Origin of the sequence: Alkalicoccus luteus, from assembly GCF_012034335.1 — a bacterium.
GTDB classification, from domain to species: Bacteria; Bacillota; Bacilli; order Bacillales; family Salisediminibacteriaceae; genus Alkalicoccus; species Alkalicoccus luteus_A.
Window position 1 is genome coordinate 17,086 of the sequence record NZ_JAATHJ010000016.1, and the last position, 24,742, is coordinate 41,827.

Annotated in this window: 24 protein-coding genes and 1 riboswitch; of the genes, 9 read left to right on the plus strand and 15 right to left on the minus strand. The window is 48.5% G+C overall.

Annotated features, from left to right (window positions below):
- Window positions 1-142 precede the first annotated feature (142 nt).
- Window positions 143-1,108: a GGDEF domain-containing protein gene (locus HCN83_RS10980; RefSeq protein ID WP_168007239.1), complete on the minus strand. Its 966-nt coding sequence runs from the start codon at window positions 1,106-1,108 to the stop codon at window positions 143-145.
- The gene (locus tag HCN83_RS10985; protein ID WP_168007241.1) at window positions 1,105-1,926 is read right to left on the minus strand and encodes an alpha/beta fold hydrolase; all 822 of its coding nucleotides are present in this window, start codon (window positions 1,924-1,926) and stop codon (window positions 1,105-1,107) included. The genes HCN83_RS10980 and HCN83_RS10985 overlap by 4 nt, the downstream gene beginning before the upstream one ends.
- Before the next feature lie 230 nt (window positions 1,927-2,156).
- Here HCN83_RS10985 and HCN83_RS18425 point away from each other — a divergent pair, with 230 nt between their 5' ends.
- Genes HCN83_RS18425 through nei form a run of 3 tightly spaced genes read left to right on the plus strand, consistent with a single transcriptional unit; the run spans window position 2,157 to window position 6,775 of the window.
- Window positions 2,157-5,135, plus strand: coding sequence for a hypothetical protein (locus HCN83_RS18425; protein WP_246238202.1), 2,979 nt, complete (start codon window positions 2,157-2,159; stop codon window positions 5,133-5,135).
- Between the two features lie 18 nt (window positions 5,136-5,153).
- Entirely contained in the window at window positions 5,154-5,897 is a 744-nt protein-coding gene (locus HCN83_RS10995) for a sulfite exporter TauE/SafE family protein (RefSeq protein ID WP_168007243.1), read from the plus strand.
- 50 nt (window positions 5,898-5,947) lie between these two features.
- On the plus strand, window positions 5,948-6,775 hold the full coding sequence (nei, locus tag HCN83_RS11000) for an endonuclease VIII (protein WP_168007245.1): 828 nt from the start codon (window positions 5,948-5,950) through the stop codon (window positions 6,773-6,775).
- Window positions 6,776-6,902: 127 nt separating this feature from the next.
- Here nei and HCN83_RS11005 read toward each other — a convergent pair whose 3' ends face one another.
- From HCN83_RS11005 to HCN83_RS11015, 3 genes are all read right to left on the minus strand, one after another.
- Window positions 6,903-7,577: a hypothetical protein gene (locus HCN83_RS11005; protein ID WP_168007247.1), complete on the minus strand. Its 675-nt coding sequence runs from the start codon at window positions 7,575-7,577 to the stop codon at window positions 6,903-6,905.
- Window positions 7,578-7,611: 34 nt separating this feature from the next.
- Complete coding sequence (locus HCN83_RS11010) at window positions 7,612-7,878, minus strand: TIGR03643 family protein (protein ID WP_168007249.1); 267 nt, start codon at window positions 7,876-7,878, stop codon at window positions 7,612-7,614.
- A 69-nt stretch (window positions 7,879-7,947) separates the two neighbouring features.
- Window positions 7,948-8,148, minus strand: coding sequence for a DUF2188 domain-containing protein (locus HCN83_RS11015; protein ID WP_168007251.1), 201 nt, complete (start codon window positions 8,146-8,148; stop codon window positions 7,948-7,950).
- A 170-nt stretch (window positions 8,149-8,318) separates the two neighbouring features.
- Between HCN83_RS11015 and HCN83_RS11020 the strand changes: the two genes are divergently transcribed.
- Window positions 8,319-9,200, plus strand: coding sequence for an SDR family oxidoreductase (locus HCN83_RS11020; RefSeq protein ID WP_168007253.1), 882 nt, complete (start codon window positions 8,319-8,321; stop codon window positions 9,198-9,200).
- A gap of 103 nt (window positions 9,201-9,303) precedes the next feature.
- On the opposite strand, the gene HCN83_RS11025 is transcribed toward HCN83_RS11020, so the two are convergent.
- A complete protein-coding gene (locus HCN83_RS11025; RefSeq protein WP_168007255.1) occupies window positions 9,304-9,606 on the minus strand; it encodes a HesB/YadR/YfhF family protein in 303 nt (100 codons plus the stop codon).
- 15 nt (window positions 9,607-9,621) lie between these two features.
- A complete protein-coding gene (locus HCN83_RS11030; RefSeq protein ID WP_168007257.1) occupies window positions 9,622-9,861 on the minus strand; it encodes an indolepyruvate ferredoxin oxidoreductase subunit alpha in 240 nt (79 codons plus the stop codon).
- A 168-nt stretch (window positions 9,862-10,029) separates the two neighbouring features.
- Between HCN83_RS11030 and HCN83_RS11035 the strand changes: the two genes are divergently transcribed.
- Window positions 10,030-10,362 (plus strand): thioredoxin family protein, encoded by a 333-nt coding sequence (locus HCN83_RS11035; RefSeq protein ID WP_168007259.1) that lies wholly within the window; start codon window positions 10,030-10,032, stop codon window positions 10,360-10,362.
- 95 nt (window positions 10,363-10,457) lie between these two features.
- The gene (locus HCN83_RS11040; RefSeq protein ID WP_168007261.1) at window positions 10,458-11,282 is read left to right on the plus strand and encodes a squalene/phytoene synthase family protein; all 825 of its coding nucleotides are present in this window, start codon (window positions 10,458-10,460) and stop codon (window positions 11,280-11,282) included.
- A 61-nt stretch (window positions 11,283-11,343) separates the two neighbouring features.
- On the opposite strand, the gene HCN83_RS11045 is transcribed toward HCN83_RS11040, so the two are convergent.
- Together HCN83_RS11045 and HCN83_RS11050 are read right to left on the minus strand one after the other, a co-directional pair.
- Window positions 11,344-12,033: a pseudouridine synthase gene (locus tag HCN83_RS11045; RefSeq protein ID WP_168007263.1), complete on the minus strand. Its 690-nt coding sequence runs from the start codon at window positions 12,031-12,033 to the stop codon at window positions 11,344-11,346.
- A complete protein-coding gene (locus HCN83_RS11050; protein WP_168007265.1) occupies window positions 12,030-12,686 on the minus strand; it encodes an MOSC domain-containing protein in 657 nt (218 codons plus the stop codon). The genes HCN83_RS11045 and HCN83_RS11050 overlap by 4 nt, the downstream gene beginning before the upstream one ends.
- Before the next feature lie 128 nt (window positions 12,687-12,814).
- Here HCN83_RS11050 and HCN83_RS11055 point away from each other — a divergent pair, with 128 nt between their 5' ends.
- Window positions 12,815-13,006 carry a hypothetical protein gene (locus HCN83_RS11055; protein WP_168007267.1) on the plus strand — a complete coding sequence of 64 codons (192 nt, stop codon included), beginning with the start codon at window positions 12,815-12,817 and terminating at the stop codon, window positions 13,004-13,006.
- 79 nt (window positions 13,007-13,085) lie between these two features.
- Here the strand turns inward: HCN83_RS11055 and HCN83_RS11060 are convergent, their stop codons facing one another.
- The 6 genes from HCN83_RS11060 to HCN83_RS11085 all read right to left on the minus strand — a co-directional run bounded on the left by HCN83_RS11060 (window position 13,086) and on the right by HCN83_RS11085 (window position 22,281).
- On the minus strand, window positions 13,086-13,952 hold the full coding sequence (locus HCN83_RS11060; RefSeq protein ID WP_168007269.1) for a DegV family protein: 867 nt from the start codon (window positions 13,950-13,952) through the stop codon (window positions 13,086-13,088).
- A 228-nt stretch (window positions 13,953-14,180) separates the two neighbouring features.
- Window positions 14,181-16,847 carry a pyruvate, phosphate dikinase gene (gene ppdK / locus HCN83_RS11065; protein WP_168007271.1) on the minus strand — a complete coding sequence of 889 codons (2,667 nt, stop codon included), beginning with the start codon at window positions 16,845-16,847 and terminating at the stop codon, window positions 14,181-14,183.
- Window positions 16,844-17,656, minus strand: a complete 813-nt coding sequence (locus HCN83_RS11070) for a pyruvate, water dikinase regulatory protein (protein ID WP_168007273.1) — start codon at window positions 17,654-17,656, stop codon at window positions 16,844-16,846. The genes ppdK and HCN83_RS11070 overlap by 4 nt, the downstream gene beginning before the upstream one ends.
- 262 nt (window positions 17,657-17,918) lie before the next feature.
- Window positions 17,919-18,065: an anti-repressor SinI family protein gene (locus HCN83_RS11075; protein WP_168007275.1), complete on the minus strand. Its 147-nt coding sequence runs from the start codon at window positions 18,063-18,065 to the stop codon at window positions 17,919-17,921.
- A gap of 35 nt (window positions 18,066-18,100) precedes the next feature.
- Window positions 18,101-18,188, minus strand: a riboswitch (cyclic di-GMP riboswitch).
- Window positions 18,189-18,374: 186 nt separating this feature from the next.
- Window positions 18,375-19,076, minus strand: a complete 702-nt coding sequence (locus tag HCN83_RS11080) for a response regulator transcription factor (RefSeq protein WP_168007277.1) — start codon at window positions 19,074-19,076, stop codon at window positions 18,375-18,377.
- Complete coding sequence (locus HCN83_RS11085) at window positions 19,063-22,281, minus strand: ATP-binding protein (RefSeq protein WP_168007279.1); 3,219 nt, start codon at window positions 22,279-22,281, stop codon at window positions 19,063-19,065. Before HCN83_RS11085 ends, HCN83_RS11080 begins: the two co-directional genes overlap by 14 nt.
- A gap of 594 nt (window positions 22,282-22,875) precedes the next feature.
- On the opposite strand from HCN83_RS11085, the gene HCN83_RS11090 reads away from it, so the two are divergent.
- Complete coding sequence (locus HCN83_RS11090) at window positions 22,876-23,085, plus strand: hypothetical protein (RefSeq protein ID WP_168007281.1); 210 nt, start codon at window positions 22,876-22,878, stop codon at window positions 23,083-23,085.
- Between the two features lie 30 nt (window positions 23,086-23,115).
- Window positions 23,116-24,624 carry a sensor domain-containing phosphodiesterase gene (locus HCN83_RS11095; protein WP_246238205.1) on the plus strand — a complete coding sequence of 503 codons (1,509 nt, stop codon included), beginning with the start codon at window positions 23,116-23,118 and terminating at the stop codon, window positions 24,622-24,624.
- Window positions 24,625-24,742: the final 118 nt, after the last annotated feature.

Here is a 24,742-nt window from a genome sequence, read left to right on the forward strand (position 1 = left end):
AGCCTCTTTACAAGAGACTGCCCGTTGCAGATATATATGCAAAGAGGCAAAGGTAAACCCGGACTGAGCAAGCTTTGCATTCATCTTCTGAGTCGTGCCCCCGTCTGTTTGTGCTCAGAATTCGTACGCTTACTTGAAGCGATTAAGAATTCATTTCATCATTGAAGACGACTATTTGATTTCTTCCCCCGTTTTTGGCGGCGTATAAGGCCTGGTCGGCCCGCTGCATGATCGTGTCGGCTGAGTCTGAAGGGCGCCATTCAGCAATCCCGCCGCTGACCGTAATCGGACAGCTCTCCCATTTTCGCGATTCCATATGCAGGCGGATATCGTTTCCCGCTGCTTCAGCCTGAACTGCATTAACCGAGCTGAACAGAACGAAAAATTCTTCTCCGCCCAGTCGTCCGACCGTATCTCCCTCACGGATAATGGCCTGCAGTTCACGACCAAGTTCACGCAGCACATCATCACCGACGAGATGCCCGTAGCGGTCATTCACCAGCTTGAAGTGATCGATGTCGATCAGCATAACAGAGAACGGCACATGATTCACATTTGCGGCGTGCAGCAGCGATTTAAGGCGTTCTTCCAGAAAGCGCCTGTTCGGCAGGCCGGTTAATTCATCCGTGATCGATAACCGCGACAGCTTTCTGTTTAAATCAATGAGTTCACGTCGTTTGTCTTCATACTCCCGCATTAACGTCTGCAGCTCCCGAAACGCTGTATCTTTATCTTCCAGAATTTGCTCAGACTGCCTTTTAGCATGCATCAGCTCTTGCTCGTATTCTTCCCGCTGACTCATTTTAACGAGCGCACAGAGAATACGGTCTCCCTGTCGAGCTGCATTTACGAGCATCGGAAGGGCTGAGCCGTCCCGGTGTCTGAACGTCAGATGCATCTCTGCAATTTCACCATGAACCATCATGAGCGGCGCAAAAAAAGTCTGGAAATAAATACGTGATGGTCTCGTTAACAAGTCATGAACGTGGCTTCCTGCTATGTCAGAGCGGCCCAGCAGCGCATCCATCGTCATGTTCATTCCTAAAACACTGCCATTCATGTCCAGTTCCAGCAGTCCGCACGGAAGGTCGTTATAGAGCCGATTCATTCAGTGATGCCAGCCTCTCGTGCCTGGACGAAGCGGAGGATATGGGCAGCCAGTTCCAGCGGTGCACTCAGATGCGGGTTATGGCCTGTTGCTTCAAGCAGCACGAGTTCACTGTCTGAAAGCTGATCATGAATGAACTCAACGGCCTTGAGCGGGGCAATCGTATCCTCCTGCCCTTGCAGAATCAATACCGGCTTATGCAGCTCCTGAATACGATCGCGCATATCAATCTGAAACGTCACCTCTGCAAACTGACGGGTAATGGCTGCATTGTTCCGAGTCAGTCGCTCTTCAAACTCCAATGTGAGCTGATCCGGGTTCGATGGCCCCATCGCTACCGGCGCGAGCATTTTCGCCCATTCCTTATAGTTTCGTTCCATCAGCGTCAGCAGTTCATTGATTTCATCGCGCTCGAATCCGCCGTAGTAAGTTCCGTCATTCAAATAATGAGCGGACGGCCCGATCATGGTGAGAGTCTTAAACAAGTCCGGACGCTCAATCGCAGCTTCTGCACCAATCATGCCGCTTACGGAGTGCCCGACGAAATGAACATCCGTCAGATTCCGTTCATCCAAAATGGAAATAATGTCTTCCGCATAGCCTGACTCGCTGCTGTACCGGATAGGATCGTAAGCCGACAAGTCAGATTGGCCTGCGCCTGTATAATCAAAAGTAATCACGCGAAACGATTCTGATAAGCGGGGAATCATTTCCTGCCATACCTGCTGGTCGGTCCCGAAGCCATGAGCCAGCATCAGCGTTTCTGGTCCATTTCCGTATTCCTGAACGTGGTTTTGTTTGTATGTAGAAAGCGCCATTTGAATGCCCCCCTTTTTTTTCAGTATAGCATATCGTTAAGCTCGATGATTCCTTCTTCTGTGAACAAATCAGGACTATCTCAATTCATATTTACCAGTTGGTACTATATTTAATCAAAGGTGAGCCTCTTTTCAACTGCCTGCCTATGATTATTGCTAATAATGTCACATAGTAAATTGAACTTCCTGTGATATAGTATATATATCCTATTTCTAAAGGTGGCGAAAAAGTGAGAACTTTCACGATTTCTTTAGGTATTCTGGCTTCAATAGTCGTTGCAACCCCTTTTATCTGGTGGTATATATCTGCTGACTCTGACTTGCAGGCAGCTGTAGTGACAAGAGATGGTGTTACTGAAACGGATGAGGCTGGCGGCGTGCCAGCATGGCTTTTTCCACACAATAAATTAAATACTTCTGCTATTTCTGATGGCATGTATGAGGAAGCTGGTTTTATTGCAGCTCTCGATAATGGAAACAGTGACGCTTTTTCACAAGATGTCTGGCTGAACGTGAAATCTGCCGTTGAGAGCGGTGATACAGATTTAATCATGGAATCGGCGCTGCTGACCGGTTCGACCGAGTTTGACGTGCGCAGTGACATTCTTTCTTTTACGGAGTCTTCCTGGTCTGGCTGGAGCGGACGCTGGATGCCCTCTCTGGATAAAGCGGATTCTGACGTATCAGAAGACCTGATTGCGCTGTATGAGCAAGAAGAAGACTGGAACTACACCGGTACAGGATACGTTTTCGTGCGTGAAAGTACAAGTGACGTGCTGGCGGTGGAGTCAGATGGGAACGGACCGGTTCTTGCTTTTACTGAATTAGGACAGGAGCTTTATGATTTGGAGCAATCTCCCCTTTACAGCGACTGGTTCCAGCTCGTAGAAGCAGACAGCAGCGATCATCTCGCAGCCTCGTTTGACTTGAACTTGAGCGAAGCCGAAGAGTTCGTTCTGAACGATGCGTCTATTCCCGTGTCGCCCGCAGCAATCCAGCAGTTTCGCCGCAGCGGATCTAATATTACCTTTTTAAGTGGTACCTTCTCCGACCTCGATTCTGCTCCATTGTCCCACCGCTATAAGCATCCGGCTTTCGTCGATCGGATACGAGCAGCTGTGCCTGGTGAACCGGAGGATCGCTTTTTCTGGCTGAGTGGTAAAAACGTATTTACACACGCGATCAATGCAGCTGAAGAACCCGATGATCCTGAAGCAGCGGACGTCGAGCTGCCGGCAGGATTCGAGGCTGAAGGGGCCGTTTACCATGCCAAAATGAACGAGCAGCATATGGAGGTATATCAAGACGGGGAGTGGCAGCATCTGCCTGTAAAGGGAGTAAACATGGGAATGGGAAAGCCCGGATACTTTCCTGGTGAAGCGGCGATTAACCGATCCGAGTACCGGCGATGGTTTGAGCAAATCGGAGAGATGAATGCCAATACGATTCGAATTTATACAATTCATCCTCCTGTCTTTTATGAAGAACTGGCGGCCTACAATCAATCGGCCGATGAACCATTGTATGTGATGCACGGGGTCTGGATCGATGAAGAACCATTGGAGGAAACGCTTGATGCTTTTGATGAAGAAATAATCACGGTTTTTGAATCAGAAATGAAAGATGTAGTCGACGTTATTCACGGAAATGCAGTTATCGAGCACGTGCCCGGTCATGCCTCCGGTGTTTATGAAGCGGATGTGTCACCATATGTGAGCGCCTGGGTGATTGGAATTGAATGGTATCCATTCATGGTGGAGAACATGGATGAAACGTACCCGGACCTGCCTGATATGGAAGGTGAATTTGTCTATACTGAAGATGCCGCCCCCTTTGAGATATGGCTTGCCGATCGATTTGAAACGCTGCTGGCCTATGAATACGATACGTATGAAGCCGTTCGACCGGTCAGCTTCACCAACTGGGTGACAACAGACAAACTGGAGCATGAAGCAGAGCCGCTGGAACAGGAAGACCTTGCTTCCGTTGACCCGGATACCATTTACTTGCAGGGCCCTGCAGAATTAGCCGGTCAGTTTGCTTCTTATCACGTCTACCCCTACTACCCGGATTTCTTAAATCTGGAAGATAGGTATTTAGAGTACGAAGATCATACCGGAGAGCCAAACAACTACGCCGGATACCTGGATGACTTAAAAGCTGCACATCGACTTCCGCTGCTGATTGCTGAGTTCGGCATCCCTGCATCAAGAGGACGCACGCACGCCAACCCGTTTGGCTGGGATCAAGGTCATATATCTGAACAGGAACAAGGGCAGATCACAGCCCATCTGTTTGAAACGATTGAATCGTTTGATCTGATGGGAGGGCTTGTGTTTTCCTGGCAGGACGAGTGGTTTAAACGAACATGGAATACGATGGACTACGACGATCCGGACAGAAGACCTTACTGGTCCGACATTCAGACGAATGAGCAGCATTTTGGACTGCTGAGTTTCGATCGTCATAAAATACGAATTAACGGGGAAAATGACTGGGAGAGCCGCACGGGGCTCGGAACCTCTCCGGAGCAAGTAAGCTTAGCGGCAGAGCACGACGAGACCTATTTGTATCTGCAGTTTGATGGCGCTGAGGCAGATGACTTTACGGTGTACCTCAGCATACGAGAAGATGAAGGAGTCGATATCAGCGGATTCCCTGCAGATTATCGCATGTCGTTAGGCTCTGAAAAAGGCAAATTGGAGGTAGCAGGAGACTACGATCCGTTTTATGTGGATTATGCAGAGGAAGCTCTGAACGAAGAGGGCGGCTGGTCTGAATCCCTGACCGATGATTTTCATCCGATCCGGCTGGCACTCAACAAAGAAATGGTCAGACCGGATACGGGGGAAACATTGCCGTTCGAATACGATGAGACAGGTGTTTTACTAAAAGGCTCCGCTGATCCTGATGATGATAATTGGAGCTCGCTGCACGATTTTGAAACAAATGGAACATATACAGAAGTAAGAATTCCATGGCTCATGCTGAATGCAACAGATCCAGGTAACCGAGAATTTTTAGGAGACGTATGGGAGGATGGCTTTTCCGACCGCATTGCTATTGATGCCATTAATATCGCAATTGAACAGAATGGTGATTTGTATCAGTTTGATACCGGATACACATGGGAAACATGGGACTTGCCTATGTCAGAAGAACGATTAAAAGATTCTTATTATTATTTACAGGATGCATTTGAAGACTGATTTACGTGGAGGACAATGATGGACTTGCCGACAGGTTTGCTGATCATCACCGCCGTGTGCGCGCTGCTGATCGGTATTTCCAAAACTGCACTGCCAACGCTCGGGATTTTTGTCGTCGCTGTTATGGCGACGATTTTTCCTGCACGGGAATCAATAGGAATTGTCCTGCCGATGCTGATAGCAGCAGATCTTGTCGCTGTCTTCTATTACCGCAGAAGCGTCGACTGGCCAACGCTGTTTCGTCTGCTTCCCTGGGTGAGCGGCGGACTCGCTGTCGGCTTCTTCTTTCTATTTACGATGGAGAGCGGACGCGCCATTGAAATCGCACTCGGTCTGATCATTACAGCGATGGTCGTGCTGCAAGTCCGTAACATGCGCAAAGCTCCAACGACAAAAGCGGATTATTCAAAGCTGTTCCTTATTGTCATTGGTACTCTTGCCGGCTTCACGACGATGATCGGCAACGCAGCGGGTCCGGTTATGGCAATTTTTCTTCTGGCTGCCGGACTTCAGAAGCAGGCGTTTATCGGCACCGGAGCCTGGTTTTTCCTGACCGTCAACTTAATTAAAGTACCGCTGTATACCTCACTTGGACTCATCACAGCCTCTTCTCTGACGCTTAATGCGATGATGCTTCCATTTATTCTGTTGGGAACGTGGGCCGGAATTCGCTTGATCCGTCTGATTCCGCAGAAACTCTTTTCTGTGCTGATTCTCATACTGGCGCTCGCCGGCGGTTTAAGACTATTGCTGGGGGCGTAGCTGTCTTATTTCCCGGGAAATGAAACCATCGATGTAAAAGGAGAGATTGTATGCCTGAAGGTCCGGAGATTCGAAAAGCTGCTGATCGTGTTGAGAAAGCAGTGAAGGACAAAGAAGCAGCGGATATTTACTTTGCTCATGACCATTTAAAAGGATATGAAGATGTCCTGCGGGGTGCCGTCATTACGGGGGTTGATACAAAAGGAAAAGCGATGCTGACCCGTTTTGATAACGGATATACCGTCTATTCACATAATCAGCTTTACGGAAAATGGATAATTCGCAACGCCTACAATTATCCACAGACGAACCGGCAGCTTCGCTTCGCTGTCCATAATGAAAAGAAATCAGCCCTGCTTTACAGCGCTTCTGATATTGAAGTGCTTCCGGACGAAGAAGTTGCTGAACATCCTTTCATCCGTAAAGTCGGACCTGACGTATTCAGTGAAGACGTGACGGCCGATATGCTGAAAAAACGATTCTGGAGTAAAACGTTTCGCAACAGGCGCTGGGCTTCGTCTCTGCTGGACCAGGCATTTGTTGCCGGGATCGGCAACTACTTGCGAAGTGAAGTGCTATTTGCTGCAGGCATCCATCCTACTCTGCGCCCGTCCGACTGTAGCGAAGAACAAGTTACGAAAGCGGCAGAGGCCGTCATACACATGATGTGGCAGTCATACCGGCATGCCGGCATTACGAACGATTTGTCGCTCGCGGAAAAGATGAAAAAGGCCGGACGGCAGCGAAATGAATACAGGCACTGGGTGTTTTCAAGAGCTGAGCAGAGCTGCCACCTGTGCGGAACACCAGTAACCAAAATACAGGCCGCCTCCAGAAGGCTGTATTACTGCGAATCGTGCCAGCCGGAACCATCGTGACCTGAATCATACAGCTAGATAAACAAAAACAATGAGGCAGCGGCGCCGCTGTCTCATTGTCAGTTTGCTGATTGAGGTGTTGCAGGCTCGTACCAAAATCAACAGCATGACAAGCTGGCAGCATTAATCAGGAAACGTGCCCTTCCATCTGATTAAATGCTTCCTTTAGTGCTTCCTCGTGCTGGGGATGAATATCACCTAAAATAATGTGCAGGATATGTGGTTCGCCATTCAGCTGCACCTTAAATATGCCTGTCGTAAAATCAGTATGGATCAGCTGATAAAAAGTTCCCTGATAGCACTTGCAGGATGGTTCACCGAGGGAGAAAATAAATGAACCATTCTCCCGATAGACCCAGCCGCTTATGCCTTTATCGTACTCCGGCTCCTTAGCAACATTGGAACGGCTTACTTTGTAGATGGTAACATCTACTTCATCGAGCTCATGAAACAAGTCATTGACGAGCGAACCGTGAACGATCAGGTCCCATCTGCTCTGGATAGCCTGGCCAATGATAATGTGATTCACGTCATACTGCGTAGCTGTATCTCCGATAATACCCGCAATTGTTTCTCCTTTTCTCAGCGGACGAAAAACCATCGTTGCGTTGTATTCATCTGCCCAGCGCTGAATATGATCCCGTTCCTCAATTTTGTCCATGCTGTCTCCGTCTTCTGTTGAGTAAACGTGTAATACAATACAATCACTTTTGAATGCTTTTTTTTCGGTCATGCCCCGCTCAATAAGAGCTGCCGCATTCCGATAGTTCGCAATACATACGAGTACGTTTTCCTTCTTCACTTTCTCATCCTCCCTTCCAGCCGGAGCATTCAGCTCAGTAGCTGATTCGTTTTTGATCCGGTGCCTTAAACCTTTCCACGCCGGATGGCCGTTTCCTGCTATGTTTTGTGTTTCTTCCGGAAACTCTTTGTCTCCACATATTAAAAGAAGATCGTTTCATTTCCCGGCGCATCAGCTTGATCACTTCTTTTTCTTTCAGACCAAACTGCAGTTCAATCGCTTCAAACGGCGTCCGGTCTTCCCACGCCATTTCAATTACGCGATCGGTTTCTTCTGCAGATAAATCAGGTCGTTTGCTCATAGCCGCCTTCCTTTCCTGTTCAGACGAAAAAATGACAGCCGGAAGTGATATCCGGCTGCCCTTTCAGCTTCAGCTGAAGTCACGCTCTTCTTCGACTTCCATTTTGTTGTTATAAATGAGCAGCCGGCTTGGCGCTTTATCCTTTGCCATTTCTTCAGCATGCGCAATTGCTTCATCTTTTTGATCAAATGATGTTTCCGGTGCAACATCCTCAATTTTCACCATCCAGGCTGTTGCATCTTTGTTAGGTCTTACTGAATATTCGCGCATCCAATCCACTCCTTCAAATCGTTGTTACTCTTGCTATTTCCGGATTGTAAGTACGTTAAACGACTTTTTTTAACGATAAAGCAAGGCGTGCCAGCGGAATATGCGTTTAGAAATTGGATATATTGGAAATGATACGCATAACGTTAAAAAAATGGAGGTCGTGTTCAACAATGAGATATGATGAAGTGAAGAAATTGCAGACAGACGGTCAGCCCCACCAGCACCAAAGCCGTCAGCCAGGACTGGAAGACAGCGAAATGGAGCCGATGCCGATATTTGATGATCCGGATTATAAAGGCAGCGACAAGCTGAAAGGAAAAGTTCTGCTGATCACCGGCGGCGACAGCGGAATCGGCCGAGCGGTTTCGATCGCCGCGGCAAAAGAAGGTGCGTCAGTTGTCATTTCCTATAAAAACGAACATGAGGATGCGGAAACGACAAAAAAGCTGGTTGAAGAAAAAGGAGTCAGCTGCTTATTAATCGACGGTGACATTGGAGACGAGGCACACTGCCGGGAAATCGTCAAAAAGACGATCGATCAGTTTGGCAAGCTTGATATTTTAATTAATAATGCGGCCGAGCAGCATTTTGCCGAGGATTTACGTGATATTTCGACAGAGCAAATGGAACGTACGTTTAAAACAAATGTTTACGGCACGTTCCACATGACAAAAGCGGCTCTCGATCACTTGGAGCCCGGAAGCTCCATCATCAATTCAGTATCCATCGTGGCGTATAAAGGAATGCCCGTGCTGATGGACTATGCGGCAACGAAGGGTGCTCTTGTTGCACTGACACGTTCCCTCTCAGAAAACCTGGTCTCAAAAGGCATTCGCGTCAACGGTGTCGCGCCCGGTCCGATCTGGACACCGTTGATTCCCGCTTCATTCCCGGAAGATAAAGTAGCTGAATTTGGAACAAGCAGTCCGATGGGAAGGCCCGGCCACCCCGCAGAGCTTGCACCAAGCTATATTTATCTTGCTTCTGATGATTCCTCTTATGTCTCCGGACAAGTGATGCACGTCAATGGAGGGTCTGTCGTTAACGGCTGATGGATTAGCCCGAGGACCAAGATCTTGCTAACGCAAAGCAAAAAAGTGCCGGGATCCAGACTTAGATCCCGGCACTTTTTTACACTTGTATGATCAAGCAATATCATTCACTGCCTTCGTGATAATTGTAATGAATTTCCTGCTTTTCTTCGTCAAACTCCACTGTCAGATCGTAGCCGTCAAAGTACCACAGATCTTTTTCTTCAACGAAAAATGTGATACCATCCTTCTCTTTTTTTACTCCTGCGGATTCAGGTGTTTCATGAAGGGCAAAACCTATGGAAAAGCCGCTCTGAATCGGACTTTCTCCTCCATATTTCGCGAAGAATTTGATCGTATCTCCTTCATCTGCTTCCACTTCATTTTTGAACCATTTCAATGCTTCATCCGTTATATCAAGATTCATGCGGCGGCACCTCCATTACTTTCCTTGGAAAAATTCTTCTGCTTTCTTCAAGTAAACCTCGTCTTTTGGAGCAAGCTCGTGTTCATCCACAATTGCATCTACCGGGCAGACAACGACACATGCACCACAGTCAATACAAATATCCGGGTCAATATAAAATTGCGCTTTTCCCTCTTCTATACAATCCACCGGACAAACATCGACGCACTCTCCAGCTTTTTCCCCTTCACAGGGACTAGTGATGACGAATGCCATAAAGCCTTCCCTCCTTCCGAAAACTATTATGGTACCGTTCCTCTTTTTCATGCTCATAAAACATGGGAAGAGATTGGAAGAGCGCTTTCTTTTGTGGATTTACAGTAGCGGCATCCGTAAAGTTATGAGAAAATATAGCTCAGATGAATCTGGATCGGAGTGGATGGCATGAGACCGATGAGCAGTCTGAAAGAAGTCGAATCAGTTATTGAAGCGGAGCCGCTCGCTCTAGTTTATCTTTCCCGTGAGCAATGCTCTGTCTGTCATGCTCTGAAGCCGCAGCTGGAGCAGTGGGTACTCGAAGAATCAGGGCTTCAGCCGCTGGCAGTTTCCGTCGATGACATTCCTGAAGCAGCCGGACGCTTCGAAGTATTCACCGCTCCTGCTGTTATCCTGTTTGCAGAAGGCCGGGAGAAATGGCGCGGTGCCCGCTTTGTCCGTGAAGAGGAAGTTCGCAAGGTTCTGCGTCAGTGGAACGATTTGCTGGACGGTCATCATTAGAAATACGGGGCATAATGCGTTATACTGAACTACTGGATGGTTATTTACGGATAGTACCGCACTCTGAGCGGATCGAATATTGAGGAGGAATTTGTGTGCAGACGGAAAAGCAGCAGCAAAAAGAAGCGATGAAGATGCTGAAGGATACGAGCCGGACATTTTATATTCCGATCACGCTTCTTCATCCGGAATTAAAAAAAACAGTGGCTTCTGCCTATCTGTGCATGCGGGCAATCGATGAAATCGAAGACAGCGAAATCCTTGCCAATAACGTTAAAGCGACTCTTCTGAAACAGACAGAGCTGCTGCTTGAACAGGAACAGTTTGATGCAGCAGCATATGAAAAACTGACGGCTCCCGTTGCTGCTGAACTTCCCGAAGTAGCTCTCCGTCTTGGAGACTGGCTGGACACTTGCCCGCCTGATTATGTACACAAGGTAAAGCAGTTCACGGCTGAAATGGCCGGGGGTATGGCTTACTGGGCCGAGCAAAACTGGAATATTCAGACGAAAGAAGATCTGGACTCTTATACGTACTATGTTGCCGGCCTCGTCGGCGTCATGCTTTCTGATATTTGGGAGTGGCACGACGGAACGGTCACTGACCGAGATCTCGCTATCGGCTATGGGCGAGGGCTTCAGGCCGTAAATATTCTCCGTAACGTGGAAGAGGATGCAGAGCGCGGGGTTTCATTTATTCCAAAAGGCTGGACACTCGACGACATGTTTGATTACGCAGAAGGCAATCTCCGGCTCGGCCGGGAGTACATGAACGGGGTTTCCACAAAAACGATATTACTGTTCTGCCGGATTCCGCTTGCCCTGGCAGAAAAAACGTTAAAAGCATTGAAGGACGGCCGCGAAAAAATGTCGCGTGCTGAAGTGGAAGAAACAGTAGCACGAATTCAGCGTGACGTTTAGCCGTTATCGTCAAAAAAGCAGGAGGGGGCTGTAAATGGCTCCCTCCTGCTTTTTAATTTGCCTAATTTGAATAGGAGAAAGCAGCGCTGCCGAACTGATTCCACGGGTATTCCTTAGGGGGTGAAGACAAAACTTCAAGCGGCTGCCGCTTGACCGGATGCTCCAGCCCAATCCTCGCCGACCAAAGTGCAATTTGTTCTCCTGGCTTATTGACGGAAGCTCCATACTTCTGGTCCCCATAGAGCGGACAGCCAATGTCAGCAAACTGTACCCGGATCTGATGAGATCTGCCGGTAATCAAATGTATCCGGACGAGCGACAAGGACTGGTGCTGCGCAAGTATTTCGTATTCCAGCAGCGCCTGTTTAGCCCCTTCCGTTCCCGGCTTTCTGACGTATACTTCGTTTTTTTGCCGGTCTTTCCATAAGTAGTGCTCCAGTTTTCCGGCACGCTTCGACGGTACGCCCCGTAAAACAGCCAGATACGTTTTCTCCATCTGCTGCCGCCTGATGATGTCGGATACACGTGATGCTGCTTTTGATGTCTTTGCAAATAAAATTGCACCGCCTACAGGACGGTCAAGGCGGTGCAGTAAGCCGAGATAGACCGCTCCCGGCTTCTGATAGCGGACTTTAATATCCTCTTTCACCATGTCTACTAAGCTCGGATCCCCTGATTCGTCCCCCTGGACCGGAATATTTACAGCTTTTTCAACTGCTATTAAATGGTTGTCTTCGTACAAAATAATCACGTTTTTTGATCACCTGCTGCTTTCTTGATTCTGGAGCGGAGCTGCTGCTTCCACGCTTCTGCAAGCGGCTGGAGAGAAGCGAGTTTTTCTGCTGCTTCAAGCCCGCCCTCCTGCTGGTACATAATCCGGTTTGCTGCCATCACGGTGATAGCATCAGCCGGTCTTTCGAGCAGCTCTAGTTCATCGCCTCTTGCCACGATCCCTTCCTCAAGAACGCGGAAATACCAGCCGCTCCACCCTGTTTCCCGGACTTTCACAGGAAGGGATGTATCGTTGTACCTTACAGCGAGCTTAAAGCAGGGCTGACGCGGCTGGGAAAGCTGAACGACTGCATTGCCGAGCTGATAAATATCCCCGATATGCGCCGTATCCTCCGTCAGCTCTGCTACGGTAATATTCTCACCGAACGCTGACAGCGGAAGTGTCTGCTCAAGTTCCTGTTCCCACCATTCATAATGAGAAGCAGGATAAACACAGACGGCTTTATCCTCTCCCCCATGATGCCGCAGATCTGCCTGTCCGTCTCCTTCGAACTGCTGGACAAACAACTTCAGCGGTCCCTGAACCGGCTTTTTTACGATTGCTGTCGTGACCGGCCGCTTGCCCCATTGGTGCGTCTCAGGTCGACCTACACTCAGCTCTGCTACATACATATCCAGCTCCCCTTTCTTTACCTGATCTATATTCTACTATATTCTGTGAGGGTGCAAAGAAATGAATGGTACGGATTCACCCCGCTCTTCTCAACAGAGGTCAAATCGATATACGGAGGCTGTTTATTATGAAGGCTTTTGAACGAGATGGATACGTCAAACAGACGGCACTCTTTATCATGGCAGAAGCAGGCCTGTCAGAACAGGAAGCATATAACCGCATTCGTCAGTCCGGACTCATGCACCAGCTGCGCCGCGAAAAGCAGCTTCCTGCTTCCTCACCCCGGGAATATGCCCGCTTTCTTCTCCGTAAAGAATAAACCGGGGCATTACGCTCACTGGTTCACTGCAAAGCATATAAACAACGCCGGACTGTTGTAAGTCCGGCGTTGTTTTTAATTATACATTTCGGTCGATTTCGTTATTCCAGATCAAAGCGAGCGTTCCTTCTCCGGCATGAACAGCGATGGAGGAACTGATTTCTCCGACAGTAACTTTCAAATCAGGAAAGGCGTTGATGATATTTTTACGAAGCTCTTCTGCTTTTGGAAGTACATTCCCGTGCATGATCTGCACCTGACGAATTTTAGCGCGGTCCCGTGCCTGTTCAAGCAGCTCCATCATCCGGCGAACGGCTTTCTTTTCAGAACGTACTTTTTGGAACAGATCGAACTTTCCTTCGTTTGTAATACGCAGAATCGGTTTAATTTGCAGGATATTACCGAGCAGGTAAGAAGCTCCTGACATACGCCCGCCTTTATAAAACTGCTCTAAACTTCCCAGCAGTATATAGCTTTCTGAATGGGAGGCAAGCGCCTGCAGTTTCTCTCCTATGAACGATGGCTCCATCCCTTCCTGGGCAAGGTGCATACCCTTTTCCATCAGCGTTGTAATGGCATACGACATGGAAAGAGAATCGACTATTTCTACTGGGAAATCGGCCAGATCGCGTCCCTGAACAGAGCTGGAATACGTACCGCTCAGCTCACTTGAAATATGAATAGCTACAGCCGCATCATACTTACCCTTCAGCGATTCATAAAGCTCTGCAAATCTCCCGGGAGAAGGCTGAGACGTTTTTGGTACTTCTTTATTTGTACGAATTTTTTCATAAAGTTGGTCCGTAGTCAGTTCCACACCGTCGTCGTACGTGTTTTCCTGAAACGTGATAGATAAAGGCAGAACATATACATCCGGATGCGCCGCCATTTCTTCTGTAATATACGCTGTACTGTCTGTCACCCAGGCAACTTTCTTCTGTGTCATGGCTATCCACTCGCTTCCTTAAACCGTTTTCACCATTATACACGCTGCCAGGAATTATTACTAGGTTATAAAGGTTGATAACAAATTTTGTCATTTATTTTACATACACGATGATTCATACTAATCGCTTTGACTTTCGAACGGCACGAAAGGACTCTCCTATTTAAGAAGAGTCCTTCCGGTCATTTAAGGTACAGTTTAGTCAACACTTTCATTCTCTTGAGCAGATCAGCCTGACACTGCCGCACTGCTGGCTTTTTTGCCTGCACGAATCGCTGCCTGAGCTGCCGCGAGTCTTGCGACCGGAACACGGAATGGGGAACAGCTGACATAGTCCAGACCTTGCTCCTCGCAAAAAGCGATTGAAGCAGGCTCACCTCCATGCTCTCCGCAAATACCCGTTTTCAGATCCGGTTTCGCTTGGCGGCCAAGCGTGACGCCTTCCTGCACGAGCCTTCCGACACCGTCTCTGTCAAGCGTCACGAATGGATTAGTATCTAACGTGCCATTATCAACATAACGCTGAAGAAACTTTCCTTCTGCATCATCCCGGCTGTAGCCGAACGTCGTTTGCGTTAAATCGTTTGTTCCAAATGAAAAGAAATCAGCCTCAGCCGCGATATGATCTGCTGTTAGAGCAGCACGCGGCACTTCAATCATCGTTCCGATCGTATAAGTAAAGCGGACGCCGGTATCGTCTGTTACCCGTGCTGCTGCTTCTTCTACTACGCGGCGCATGTCGCGAAGCTCGTTCACGTGTCCAACGAGCGGGATCATGATTTCCGGCTCCACGTTCATTCCGTTCTGTTCAAGCGCTGCTGCAGCTCTGAAAACAGCTTCTGCCTGCATATCGTATATCTCCGGATTCGTCATACCAAGACGACAGCCTCGGTGACCGAGCATCGGATTAAATTCATGCAGCTCTCTTAATTTTCGAAGCAGCCGCTGCTTTTGCTGGAGCAGTTCTAGATTTTCACCGGTAACTTCCAGCTTCGTCGTTTCAATGAGAAGCTCTTCCAGATCCGGCAGAAACTCATGAAGGGGCGGATCGAGCAGTCGGATGGTAACGGGTCTCCCTGCCATCGCTTTGAAAATACCCTCAAAGTCCTCCTGCTGCATGGGCAGAAGCTGCCTGAGCGCTTCGTCTCGTTCAGAAGCCGTTTCTGAAAGAATCATACTTCGCACGACCGGCACCCGCTCCTGCTCCATAAACATGTGCTCGGTCCGGCACAAACCGATTCCTTCAGCTCCGAATTCAACTGCCTTAGCGGCATCGGCAGGATTATCTGCATTCGCACGGACGCCAAGGCGGCGCACGTCATCCGCCCAGTTAAGCAGCAATTGAAATTCTCCGGAAAGCTCCGGCTCAACCATTGGTACATCTCCTTCAAACACCTCACCGGTCGACCCGTCGATTGTAATCAGATCCAGATGTCCGAGCTTTCTTTCCTGGATTTGAATCGTTTTATCCTGAAGGTTAATTTTCATGCCTTCACAGCCGCAAATACACGCTTTGCCCATTCCTCGCGCTACAACTGCAGCATGGGAGGTCATGCCTCCTCGGCTTGTTACAACAGCTTCAGCCGCAATGATGCCGTGGATATCATCCGGTGTCGTCTCCGGCCTGATTAAAATCACACGCTCCCCGTCTTTATGGCGCCGGTCTGCTTCATCAGCGTCAAAAACGATTCTGCCCGTCGCGGCACCAGGCGAAGCCGGCAGTCCTTTCACGAGCGGCTGACGATCATAGCCGTCATCAATCCGCCGATGAAGAAGCTGATGAAGCTGTTCCGGGTCGACGCGGTCGACGGCCTGCTCTTTCGTCAGCACACCTTCTTCCACCATATCCACCGCTATCTGAACAGAAGCCTGTGACGTCCGTTTCCCGTTGCGTGTCTGCAGCACATAAAGCTTTCCTCGTTCTACCGTGAACTCTATGTCCTGCATGTCTTCGTAGTGAGCTTCCAAGCGGTTGCAGACTGCCTGAAACTCCTCAAACACTTCCGGCATGACGTCTTTCATCGTGGAGATCGGCTGCGGCGTTCTGATACCTGCTACGACATCCTCTCCTTGCGCATTAACGAGATACTCCCCGTATAAAAGTGCTTCTCCAGTAGACGGGTTGCGGGTAAAGGCAACACCGGTTCCGGAATCATCTCCCATATTGCCGAACACCATGCTCTGAATATTAACGGCCGTTCCGAGATCGTGCGGGATTTGATGAAGCTTTCGGTAAATCGCGGCTCGGTCATTGTTCCAGGAATCAAAAACGGCCTCGACTGAAAGCAGCAGCTGCTCATGCGGATCTATCGGGAACGGTCGTCCGGTATGTGTGTCCACGAGCTGTTTGTACGTCTGAATCAGCTCCTGCCAGTCTGCTGCGGTCATTTCCGGATCAGACGTATACCCCTTTTTTTCACGGTACTTTTCAAGCTCCCGTTCAAAAAAGTATGTTTCAACTCCTAGAACGACATCACTGAACATTTGGATAAAACGCCGGTAGGAATCATAGGAAAAGCGCGGATTGTCTGTCAATGACGCCATCGCCTCTACCGTCTCGTCATTCATCCCAAGGTTAAGTACCGTATCCATCATTCCCGGCATCGATGCAACAGCACCGGACCGGATGGAAACAAACAACGGATCCTCCTTGCCGCCAAGCTCTTTACCTGTCTTTTTCTCCAAGGCCTTTAATGCTGCAAATGTTTCCTGCTTTACCTGATCTGAAAGTGTTTCTCCGTTGTTATAGTAATCAAGGCAGGCCTCTGTCGAAATCGTAAATCCTTCCGGTACCGGGAGTCCGATGTTTGTCATTTCCGCCAGATTGGCCCCTTTACCGCCAATCAGCTTCTTCATATGGCGGTTGCCCTCTTCAAATGCGTATACAAATGTCATGAAATATGTCTCCTTTCCAGTTTAAGTACTTCCAGAATATAGCTTGCTGTTTCTTCAACCGCCTTATTTGATACATCGATTACCGGGCATCCGACCCGCTTCATTATTTTCTCTGCATACTCCAGCTCTTTTAAGATTCGATCGAGGCTTGCATAATCAGCTTTTTCTGTCAGCCCCATCGTGCGAAGCCGGATTCTCCTGATATCATTCAGCTTCGACGGGGAAATAACGAGTCCGATACAGCGCTCACGCGGCAGCTCATACAGCTCATCCGGAACCGACACCTCCGGTACGAGCGGCACGTTGGCTACTTTAAACTGCTTATGGGCTAAGTACATGGACAGCGGCGTTTTCGATGTGCGGGATACGCCGATTAAGACAAGGTCTGCTTTTTTTAAGCCGGATGTATCCTGAGCATCATCATATTTCACTGCAAATTCCACAGCTTCTATTCTTCTGAAATATGCTTCATCCAGCTGACGAATCCGCCCTGGTTCCTTCTTTGGCTGTTCGTTGAACGAATCGCTCAGCATCGTCAGCAGCGGATCCAGTAAATCCACGGAAGGAACGGAAGTTTTCTCTGTCAGCGTCCGCATTTTTTGCTGCAGTTCTCCTAAAACGAGCGTGTAGGCTACGACAGCTCCCTCTGCTTCGGCTTCTGCTACGATACGTTCCAGTTTTTCCGGCGTTTGAACATGTGAATACCGTCTGACCTCTGTCCGGTTTTCCGTAAATTGGGTAAGCGCTGCCTGCACCATGCGGTCTGCCGTTTCTCCAATTGAGTCAGATACTACAAATACAAGTCTCATTTGCTTCCTCCCTCCGCCTAATGTGACATACTAATAAAAATAAGTATAGCACATTATTTTTTCCTATCAAGAGGAAATTTCAGTTAAAAAAGATCAGTATTGGAGATCCAAAATAGTTGATGACATCTTGTGCCTGTCCGGCTGCCGGTATGAAGACGAATCCGGTTTTTCATCGACGATTTCGAACCTTCAGGCAGATGTTCAACAAGCACAAAAAAACCGAAATCAGCAGCTGATGCCGATTCCGGTTTTCACATGACGGTTACATACACTGATGATCTGCCTTCAACGAATGGTTGTCTTCCTGCTTCGTTTGAAAGAACGCTCTTACTTCTTCAGGAGTAAGGCCCATGCTTCGCGCTTCCATAACCAACTGTACCCAGCTCTCTGCCCGTTTCGTGTCGTTCATGCCCTATCCCACCCTATGTTAAGTATTTGCTCCACATAGGCGGCCCGGCCGTCTTAGGCACCCCACGCCCTTAGACCCGAAGCTTTGCGCCCCTGACTTTCGACAGGTTTGCCGTTTTTCTCTGCAGAATGTTGCGGAACTCCTTTTCCCTCTGCGTCTGTCCGGCCTCTGCTCTGAAAAGTAGCTGCATCGATCTGTATGTGTTCACTTTACAAAACAAAAGTTAAAATAAGGTTAAATAATCGAAATATTTTAAAAAAATATCCGACTTTATTTGTTTCGCTATTATTCTTATGACTGAACGAATGCTCAGACTTTCCTGCTCACCGAGTCAGGCGCAAATTTATAGCCAAACCCGCGCACAGTTAGAATATAATCCGGATATTTCGGATCTTCTTCAATTTTCTTGCGAAGGTTTCGAATATGGACAGAGACCGTTTTCAAATCTCCGTACATATCGATGCCCCAAATTTGATCATATATCTGCTCTGCGCTGAATACCTGGCCTGGATGCTTCATTAAATAAACGAGCAGCTGGTATTCCTTTGCATACAGAGACACCGGCTTTCCATTAACGGATACAGTATATCGCTCCAGGTCAACCGTGATGGGGCCCGCACGCAACTCATTATGATCTTCACGGGGACCGCTTCGCCGAAGGTTTGCTTTGATTCTCGCCTCCAGCTCTGCAAGATCGTACGGCTTCGTTAAATAATCGTCTCCGCCTGCATTCAGTCCCTCAATTTTGTCCTCAGAAGAGCGCTTGCAGCTGATAAAAATAATCGGACTCTCTGTCACTTCACGCATATTGCGGCAGACGTCAAAGCCCTCCATCCCTGGCAGAAGAATATCAAGCAAAATCAGTTCGGGATTAACCTGTTTTACTTTGTCGACCGCTTCTATGCCGTTGCCGACAGCGTGAACGTCGTAGCCCTTCTTCTCCAGGTACAGCGTTGTAATTGCACGAATATCTTCATCGTCTTCTACAAGCATGATTTTATGATGATCCATGGCTGCTTGCCTCCTCTTCAAATTGAGCGCTCGCGGCTAATACCGGGATACAGAAGCTGAACGTCGTACCGGTACCGATTTCGCTTTCCACCCATATTTCACCGTGATGGCGTGCGATAATCTCTTTCGTGATAGCTAACCCGAGCCCTGTTCCGGTTGATGGTTTCCCGCGGTCTCCTGCTGCTTTGTAAAATCGTTTGAAAATATGCTCAAGCTGCTCTTTTTCCATGCCGCTTCCGTTATCTGTGATCCGGATGACAGCCCCCCCGTCGAATTCGCTGTACCCTGCATTCTGCATCGTCTCCACAGAAATAAGGATCGTGTCGCTCGTGAATTTACGGGCATTGCCGATCAAATTGTTAAACACTTGCATCATGCGCCCTTTATCGATGGAAACATACCATTGACCTTCTTCAATCTGCCGATAGGTAATAGCCGGAAAATGAATCCCCGCTTCAAGCAGCTCCATTGCGAATGTCTGATGCACGTCGTTCAGCCAGGTGGTCAGTTCCTCCGTTTCGATACCCATATTCATTTGACCGCTTTCCAGTTTAACCAGCTCAAACAAATCAAAAATGAGCCGGTCGAGCAGCTGTATTTTTTTATCTACAATCTGGAGGTAATTCTCGTCAGACGGATCGACAAACCCCTCTCTTACCGTATGAATGTAGTTTTTCAAGAACGTAACAGGTGTTCCGAGCTCATGTGATATATTAGAGAGCATTTCAACCCTTGCTGCTTCCATGTTCGTCAGCTGATCATTTTTTATTTCCAGCTCTTCGTTTTTGCGTCCGAGCTCTGCCGTTCGTTCATCTACCATACCTTCGAGCATTTCATTGACATCTTCCAGCTCACGTCTTCTGGATTCCAGCTCCTGCACAGCTCCGGCCAGCTTCAGATGAGTGTCTACCCGGATGATCAGCTCGCGCCTGTCGATCGGTTTGACGAGATAGTCGTTCGCTCCGGCCCGGTAGGCTGCAAGGCGGTCTTCGATTAAATTTTGAGCTGTCAGTAGCAGGACAGGCAGATCCGTATAAGAGAAGCGGGTGCGCAGCTCCTTGCATACGCTGAAGCCTGAAAGCCCCGGCATCATCACATCCATAATAACAAGATCAAACGACTGTTTCTCGAGCTTTTCCATCACAGTCAGACCATCAGGAGCCGCAGTGACGTCATAGCCTTCCAGCTGGAGATAGTTGACAAGCACCTGCAGGTTTACGTGATCATCATCAGCTGCCAGAATACGCTTCGCTCCGGAGCGGCCATGTTCCAGCGCAGCTATCGAATCAGCCGCCGGCATAAATTGACCGGCCTTCTGCTTCGCAGCCGGCAGCGTAAATGAGAACATCGATCCTTTACCAGGATTTGATTCCACATCGATCCGGCCGCCCTGCAGTTCTATGAGACGCTTTGTTAAGTGCAGGCCAATCCCCATTCCTTCCTGGTAGTGCCCCTCTGCATCGCTTCCCCGCTCAAACGGTTCAAACAGGTGCTTCCTCTCCTCTTCTGAGATCCCGATCCCGGTGTCCCGGATATAAATCGTTACCGTATCTCCGCTTTGTGAACCCCGGATCCGAATTGTTCCTTCTCTCGTATAATGAACGGCATTGATGAGAAGATTATATAAAATTTGCTGAAGGCGGTGTTCATCTGCTGATACATTGGGCAGCTGATTGACTTCATTCACCAGACGAAGTGATTTTTCGGCTGCAAGCGGCTTTACCATTTCGCAGGCAAGTTCCACGGCCGGCTTCAGATCCACTTCTTCGACGCGCAAGTTAAAATCCTGGTTCTCCATTCGCGACACATCGACAATATCCCCGATCAGATAGGCAAGTCTGCTTCCGCTGCGGATGATCACGTCCAGATGCTTTTTCGCATCCTCGTTCTGTTCCCCTGCCACCCCTTCCCGGAGCGATTCAGCAATGCTGATCATTCCGTTCAGCGGTGTACGCAGTTCGTGCGTCGTCATCTGTAAAAATTCATTTTTAAGCCTGTCCGTCCGCTGCAGCGCTTCGAGCGACTCCTGGCGGGCCTCTTCTTTTTCCTTCTGAATGGCTGTGATTTTATTTGCAAGCGCAAATGAAAACAGCACTAGCTCCACGGAAGTGAAAATCTGCCACGCATATTTCGTAAAAAAAGAATAAGGCACGAATCCAAGGTCAGTAAAAATGGAAATCAGCACGCCTATTACAAAAAACTGCCAGGCAAACAAAAAGTAAATCGACGGACCAAACCCCTGCCGGTAGCGGATGAGAGCTGCAGACAAAACCGTCAGAACGGTGGCAACGCTTGCAATCACGATCAGATTGAGCGCCAGTGGATACGAATAAGCCCATACCGCAAGCAAAATGAGGTTAATGGAGAATGCCGTATACATGTAAACGAGTGACTTCGGTACTTCCCGCCTCAATTCGAGAAAGTTAACGGCGAAAATAATTGCCATCATGTTAGAGAGCAGCATGAAAAACAAAATGGCACGGTTATTAAACCATACTGCCTCCGGCCAGATAAACTGATACGCGAGTCCTGTGAAAGACAGGAACGTGAACAGATTCACGATAATGAAAAGAACATAAAACAAGTAGCTTGGGTGACGTAGAGACAAGTATATAAAAAAATTGTAAAGTGCCATGACAGCTGCCAGCCCGGCAAGTAAGCCCAGTATTAAATAATCCCACTGCGTCTGTTCACTGTAAAGCTGCTGGTCATTCAACTCCAGCGGAAACTGCATCGCACCTTCTGTTTCAAAACGCATGTAGTGCGTGACGACCCCATTCGTTTCAGCATATTCAACGGGAAACACGAAATTCCGGTTATTTCGCGGACGTTCTCTGTAAGGGACGAGATCGCCTGTTTCTACTGATGTAACGGCGCCATCCGGAAACTCCGTGTAAAAGGTAACTGCGTCCATCGTTGGACTGAGCAGCTTTAAAAACCATTCATCCTCGGCGGCTGATGCGTCCACTTGAAATCGGACCCAATATACGTCAGTCGTGTATCCGAAACTCGGTGCATTACCGGTAAACGTGTCAAAGGCCGAACCGCGGATCTCCTCAAAAGTCTGCTCCCCGGTTTCGTCGACTAAGATCTCCATCTGCTCATGCACGATGATGCGCTCTCCATCTGTTCCCGGCTCAATAGGAGCAGAAATAGCCGCTGCAGGAAACAGCAGCAAACTTATAAGAAAGATGAACAGCTTCATTTCACTCCACCACCCTCTGCCGGCACAAAAGTCCTTTTATACAATAACGCATTCCTGCATCAAAAGGGGTGCGTACGAGGCAGTACAACGATGATTTTAAGAGCAAAGCCTCAAAGGCTTTCAACTTTATCCCACTATTGAATTATATCATATCTGTATTATGATGATGATAGAAATAACTTACTATTCAGACAGCATTTTGAGTACCTGCGCACTTGAAACCGTGAATGAGAACTGTATTTCAGGACTTAAACATCTGATTATAGAACCTTTTCAATATGCCTGGCCTATTTTTAAAGCTTTGCACACTGTTGACAGAAGAAAACATACCCTGCAGCTCAGCATGCTTGCCGCAGAGAAATTACTCCGCTTCCATGCTCGTTCTTGCCCGGGCTTTCGTTGCTATTTTACAAAACAAAAAGAATTGTTCCGTTCTCTCTCTCCGCTCAGGAAAAGCGAATACAGTGCAGACACCTGCATCATCCCAGACGCAAGGACGGGACAACGGATGGATTTCTCAGCAACCAGCGCAGAAAAAGGAGCCGCAGGCGTATTATTTCCGATCAGCGTGCCATATATAAAGGAGGAATTCCTGTGCATATACAACCAAATGAACTGCCTTATTACCGTTCTCTTCATCAATTTAGCGCTACTACACTGCAGACGCTGGAAGCACTTATTGGCCGCGGAACCGTATTCATCAGCCACACAACAGACGAAACATTTACCGTCATCGCAGCGGCTGGAGATGGGTCCATTCCGCTTCAGCCAGGGTCCTCCATGCCCCTTGAAGATGCCTACTGACAGCTTATTAAAAACGGCGACGGTCAGCCGCTGATCATCTCAAACTCCCGCAGACACGATGTTGTATGCAGTCTAAAGGTGACGAAAAAACTCGGCATTCAGGCATACGCAGGAGCCCCGATTACTCTTTCAAGCGGGACTGTATTCGGTACGATCTGTATTTTAGATAACAGACCCCGCTCGTTTACAGCGTCCGAAGTGGAACATTTGCAAAACATGGCTTCCCTCCTAGCCAATGCGATTGAGCTAGAATACGTGAACATTCATGATCCGCTGACGAATGCTTATAATTATTCATTTCTGCAGCAGCGGGCTGCCTCGTCGCTGAAAGAAACGACCGTCTTTCATGTCGATATCGACCATTTTAAACTACACAGTGATTCATTAGGTCTTGAAGATGCCAACACGCTGCTCCACCAGCTTGCCGATAGGTTGAAACAAGCGGTGCCGGAAGGATTATCTGTACGGATCAGCGGCGATGAGTTTATTCTCCTCGTGGAACAGCCGCTCACAGAAAGCGGCATACAGCGGCTTTCAGAACGAATTCATACGGCTTGCGGGCAGCCGTTTTCCATCAGCCGCAGACCTGTGCGCCTGACGTGCAGCATCGGAGCTTCCGCTTCAGCCGACCAGGATATTCAGCTGGATGAATTGCTGCAGCAAGCGGCGATCGCCTTGCAGGAGGCTAAAAAACGAGGGTATGATCAAACCGTGTTGTACGAGCCGGGGATGCACACCTCTTACTCGTACAAGCGGACAATCATCCGCGATCTGCCGGAAGCACTGCGATCAGGACGTCTTTCACTCGTTTATCAGCCGCAGTTTCATACTGCAAGCGGAGAACTTCGCGGAGTCGAGGCGCTGATCCGCTGGCATCATCCAGAGCTTGGGAACGTCAGTCCCTCCGATTTTTTGCCGATCGCTGAAGAAGCGGGGCTCATGCACGCCATTGACAGGTGGGTCATTTTTGAATCCTGCCGGCAGATCGCTTCTCTTTCTGTTCCGGTCGGACTGGCTATTAACGTATCCTCCTTCCCTTCAAAAGGAGAGTATCTGATCTCTTATATTAAAGAAGTGCTGAAGGAGACGGAAATTGATCCTTCGCTTTTGGAATTTGAATTGACCGAAACGTCTGCCCCATTATCAATTGAAAACCTGAAAAGTTTTATTGAGTCGCTTCGGGGTCTCGGTGTTCGCACTGCTCTGGATGATTTCGGCACCGGTTATTCCAGCCTGACGTATATTCAGCAGCTTCCGCTTCATTCCCTTAAACTGGACCGAAGCTTTATCGCCTCCCTGAACGGGTCTTTTCAATCCGAAAAAATTGTCGAGCAGATGCTCGCAGTGGCTGAATTGTTTGAGCTCGATGTCATTGCAGAAGGGGTTGAAACAAGCAGCCAGTGGAGCCGTCTGCGTGAGCTTCGCTGCGGATATGTACAAGGCTTTTACTGCGCTAAGCCGGTCTCTCTTCCCATTCTGGCCGCCTATTTAAAGCACGACCCCACCTTTTCAAATGAAACCGGGCCCCCGCTTGCCTAAGCGGCAGGGGGTCCATTTTTGCATGATACAGTGTTGCGAAAGTGCATTGCACACGCTACATACCCTACTATTCTTATCAGGTTTTATAAAAATCATTGACAGAAGGTTCCATAATGGT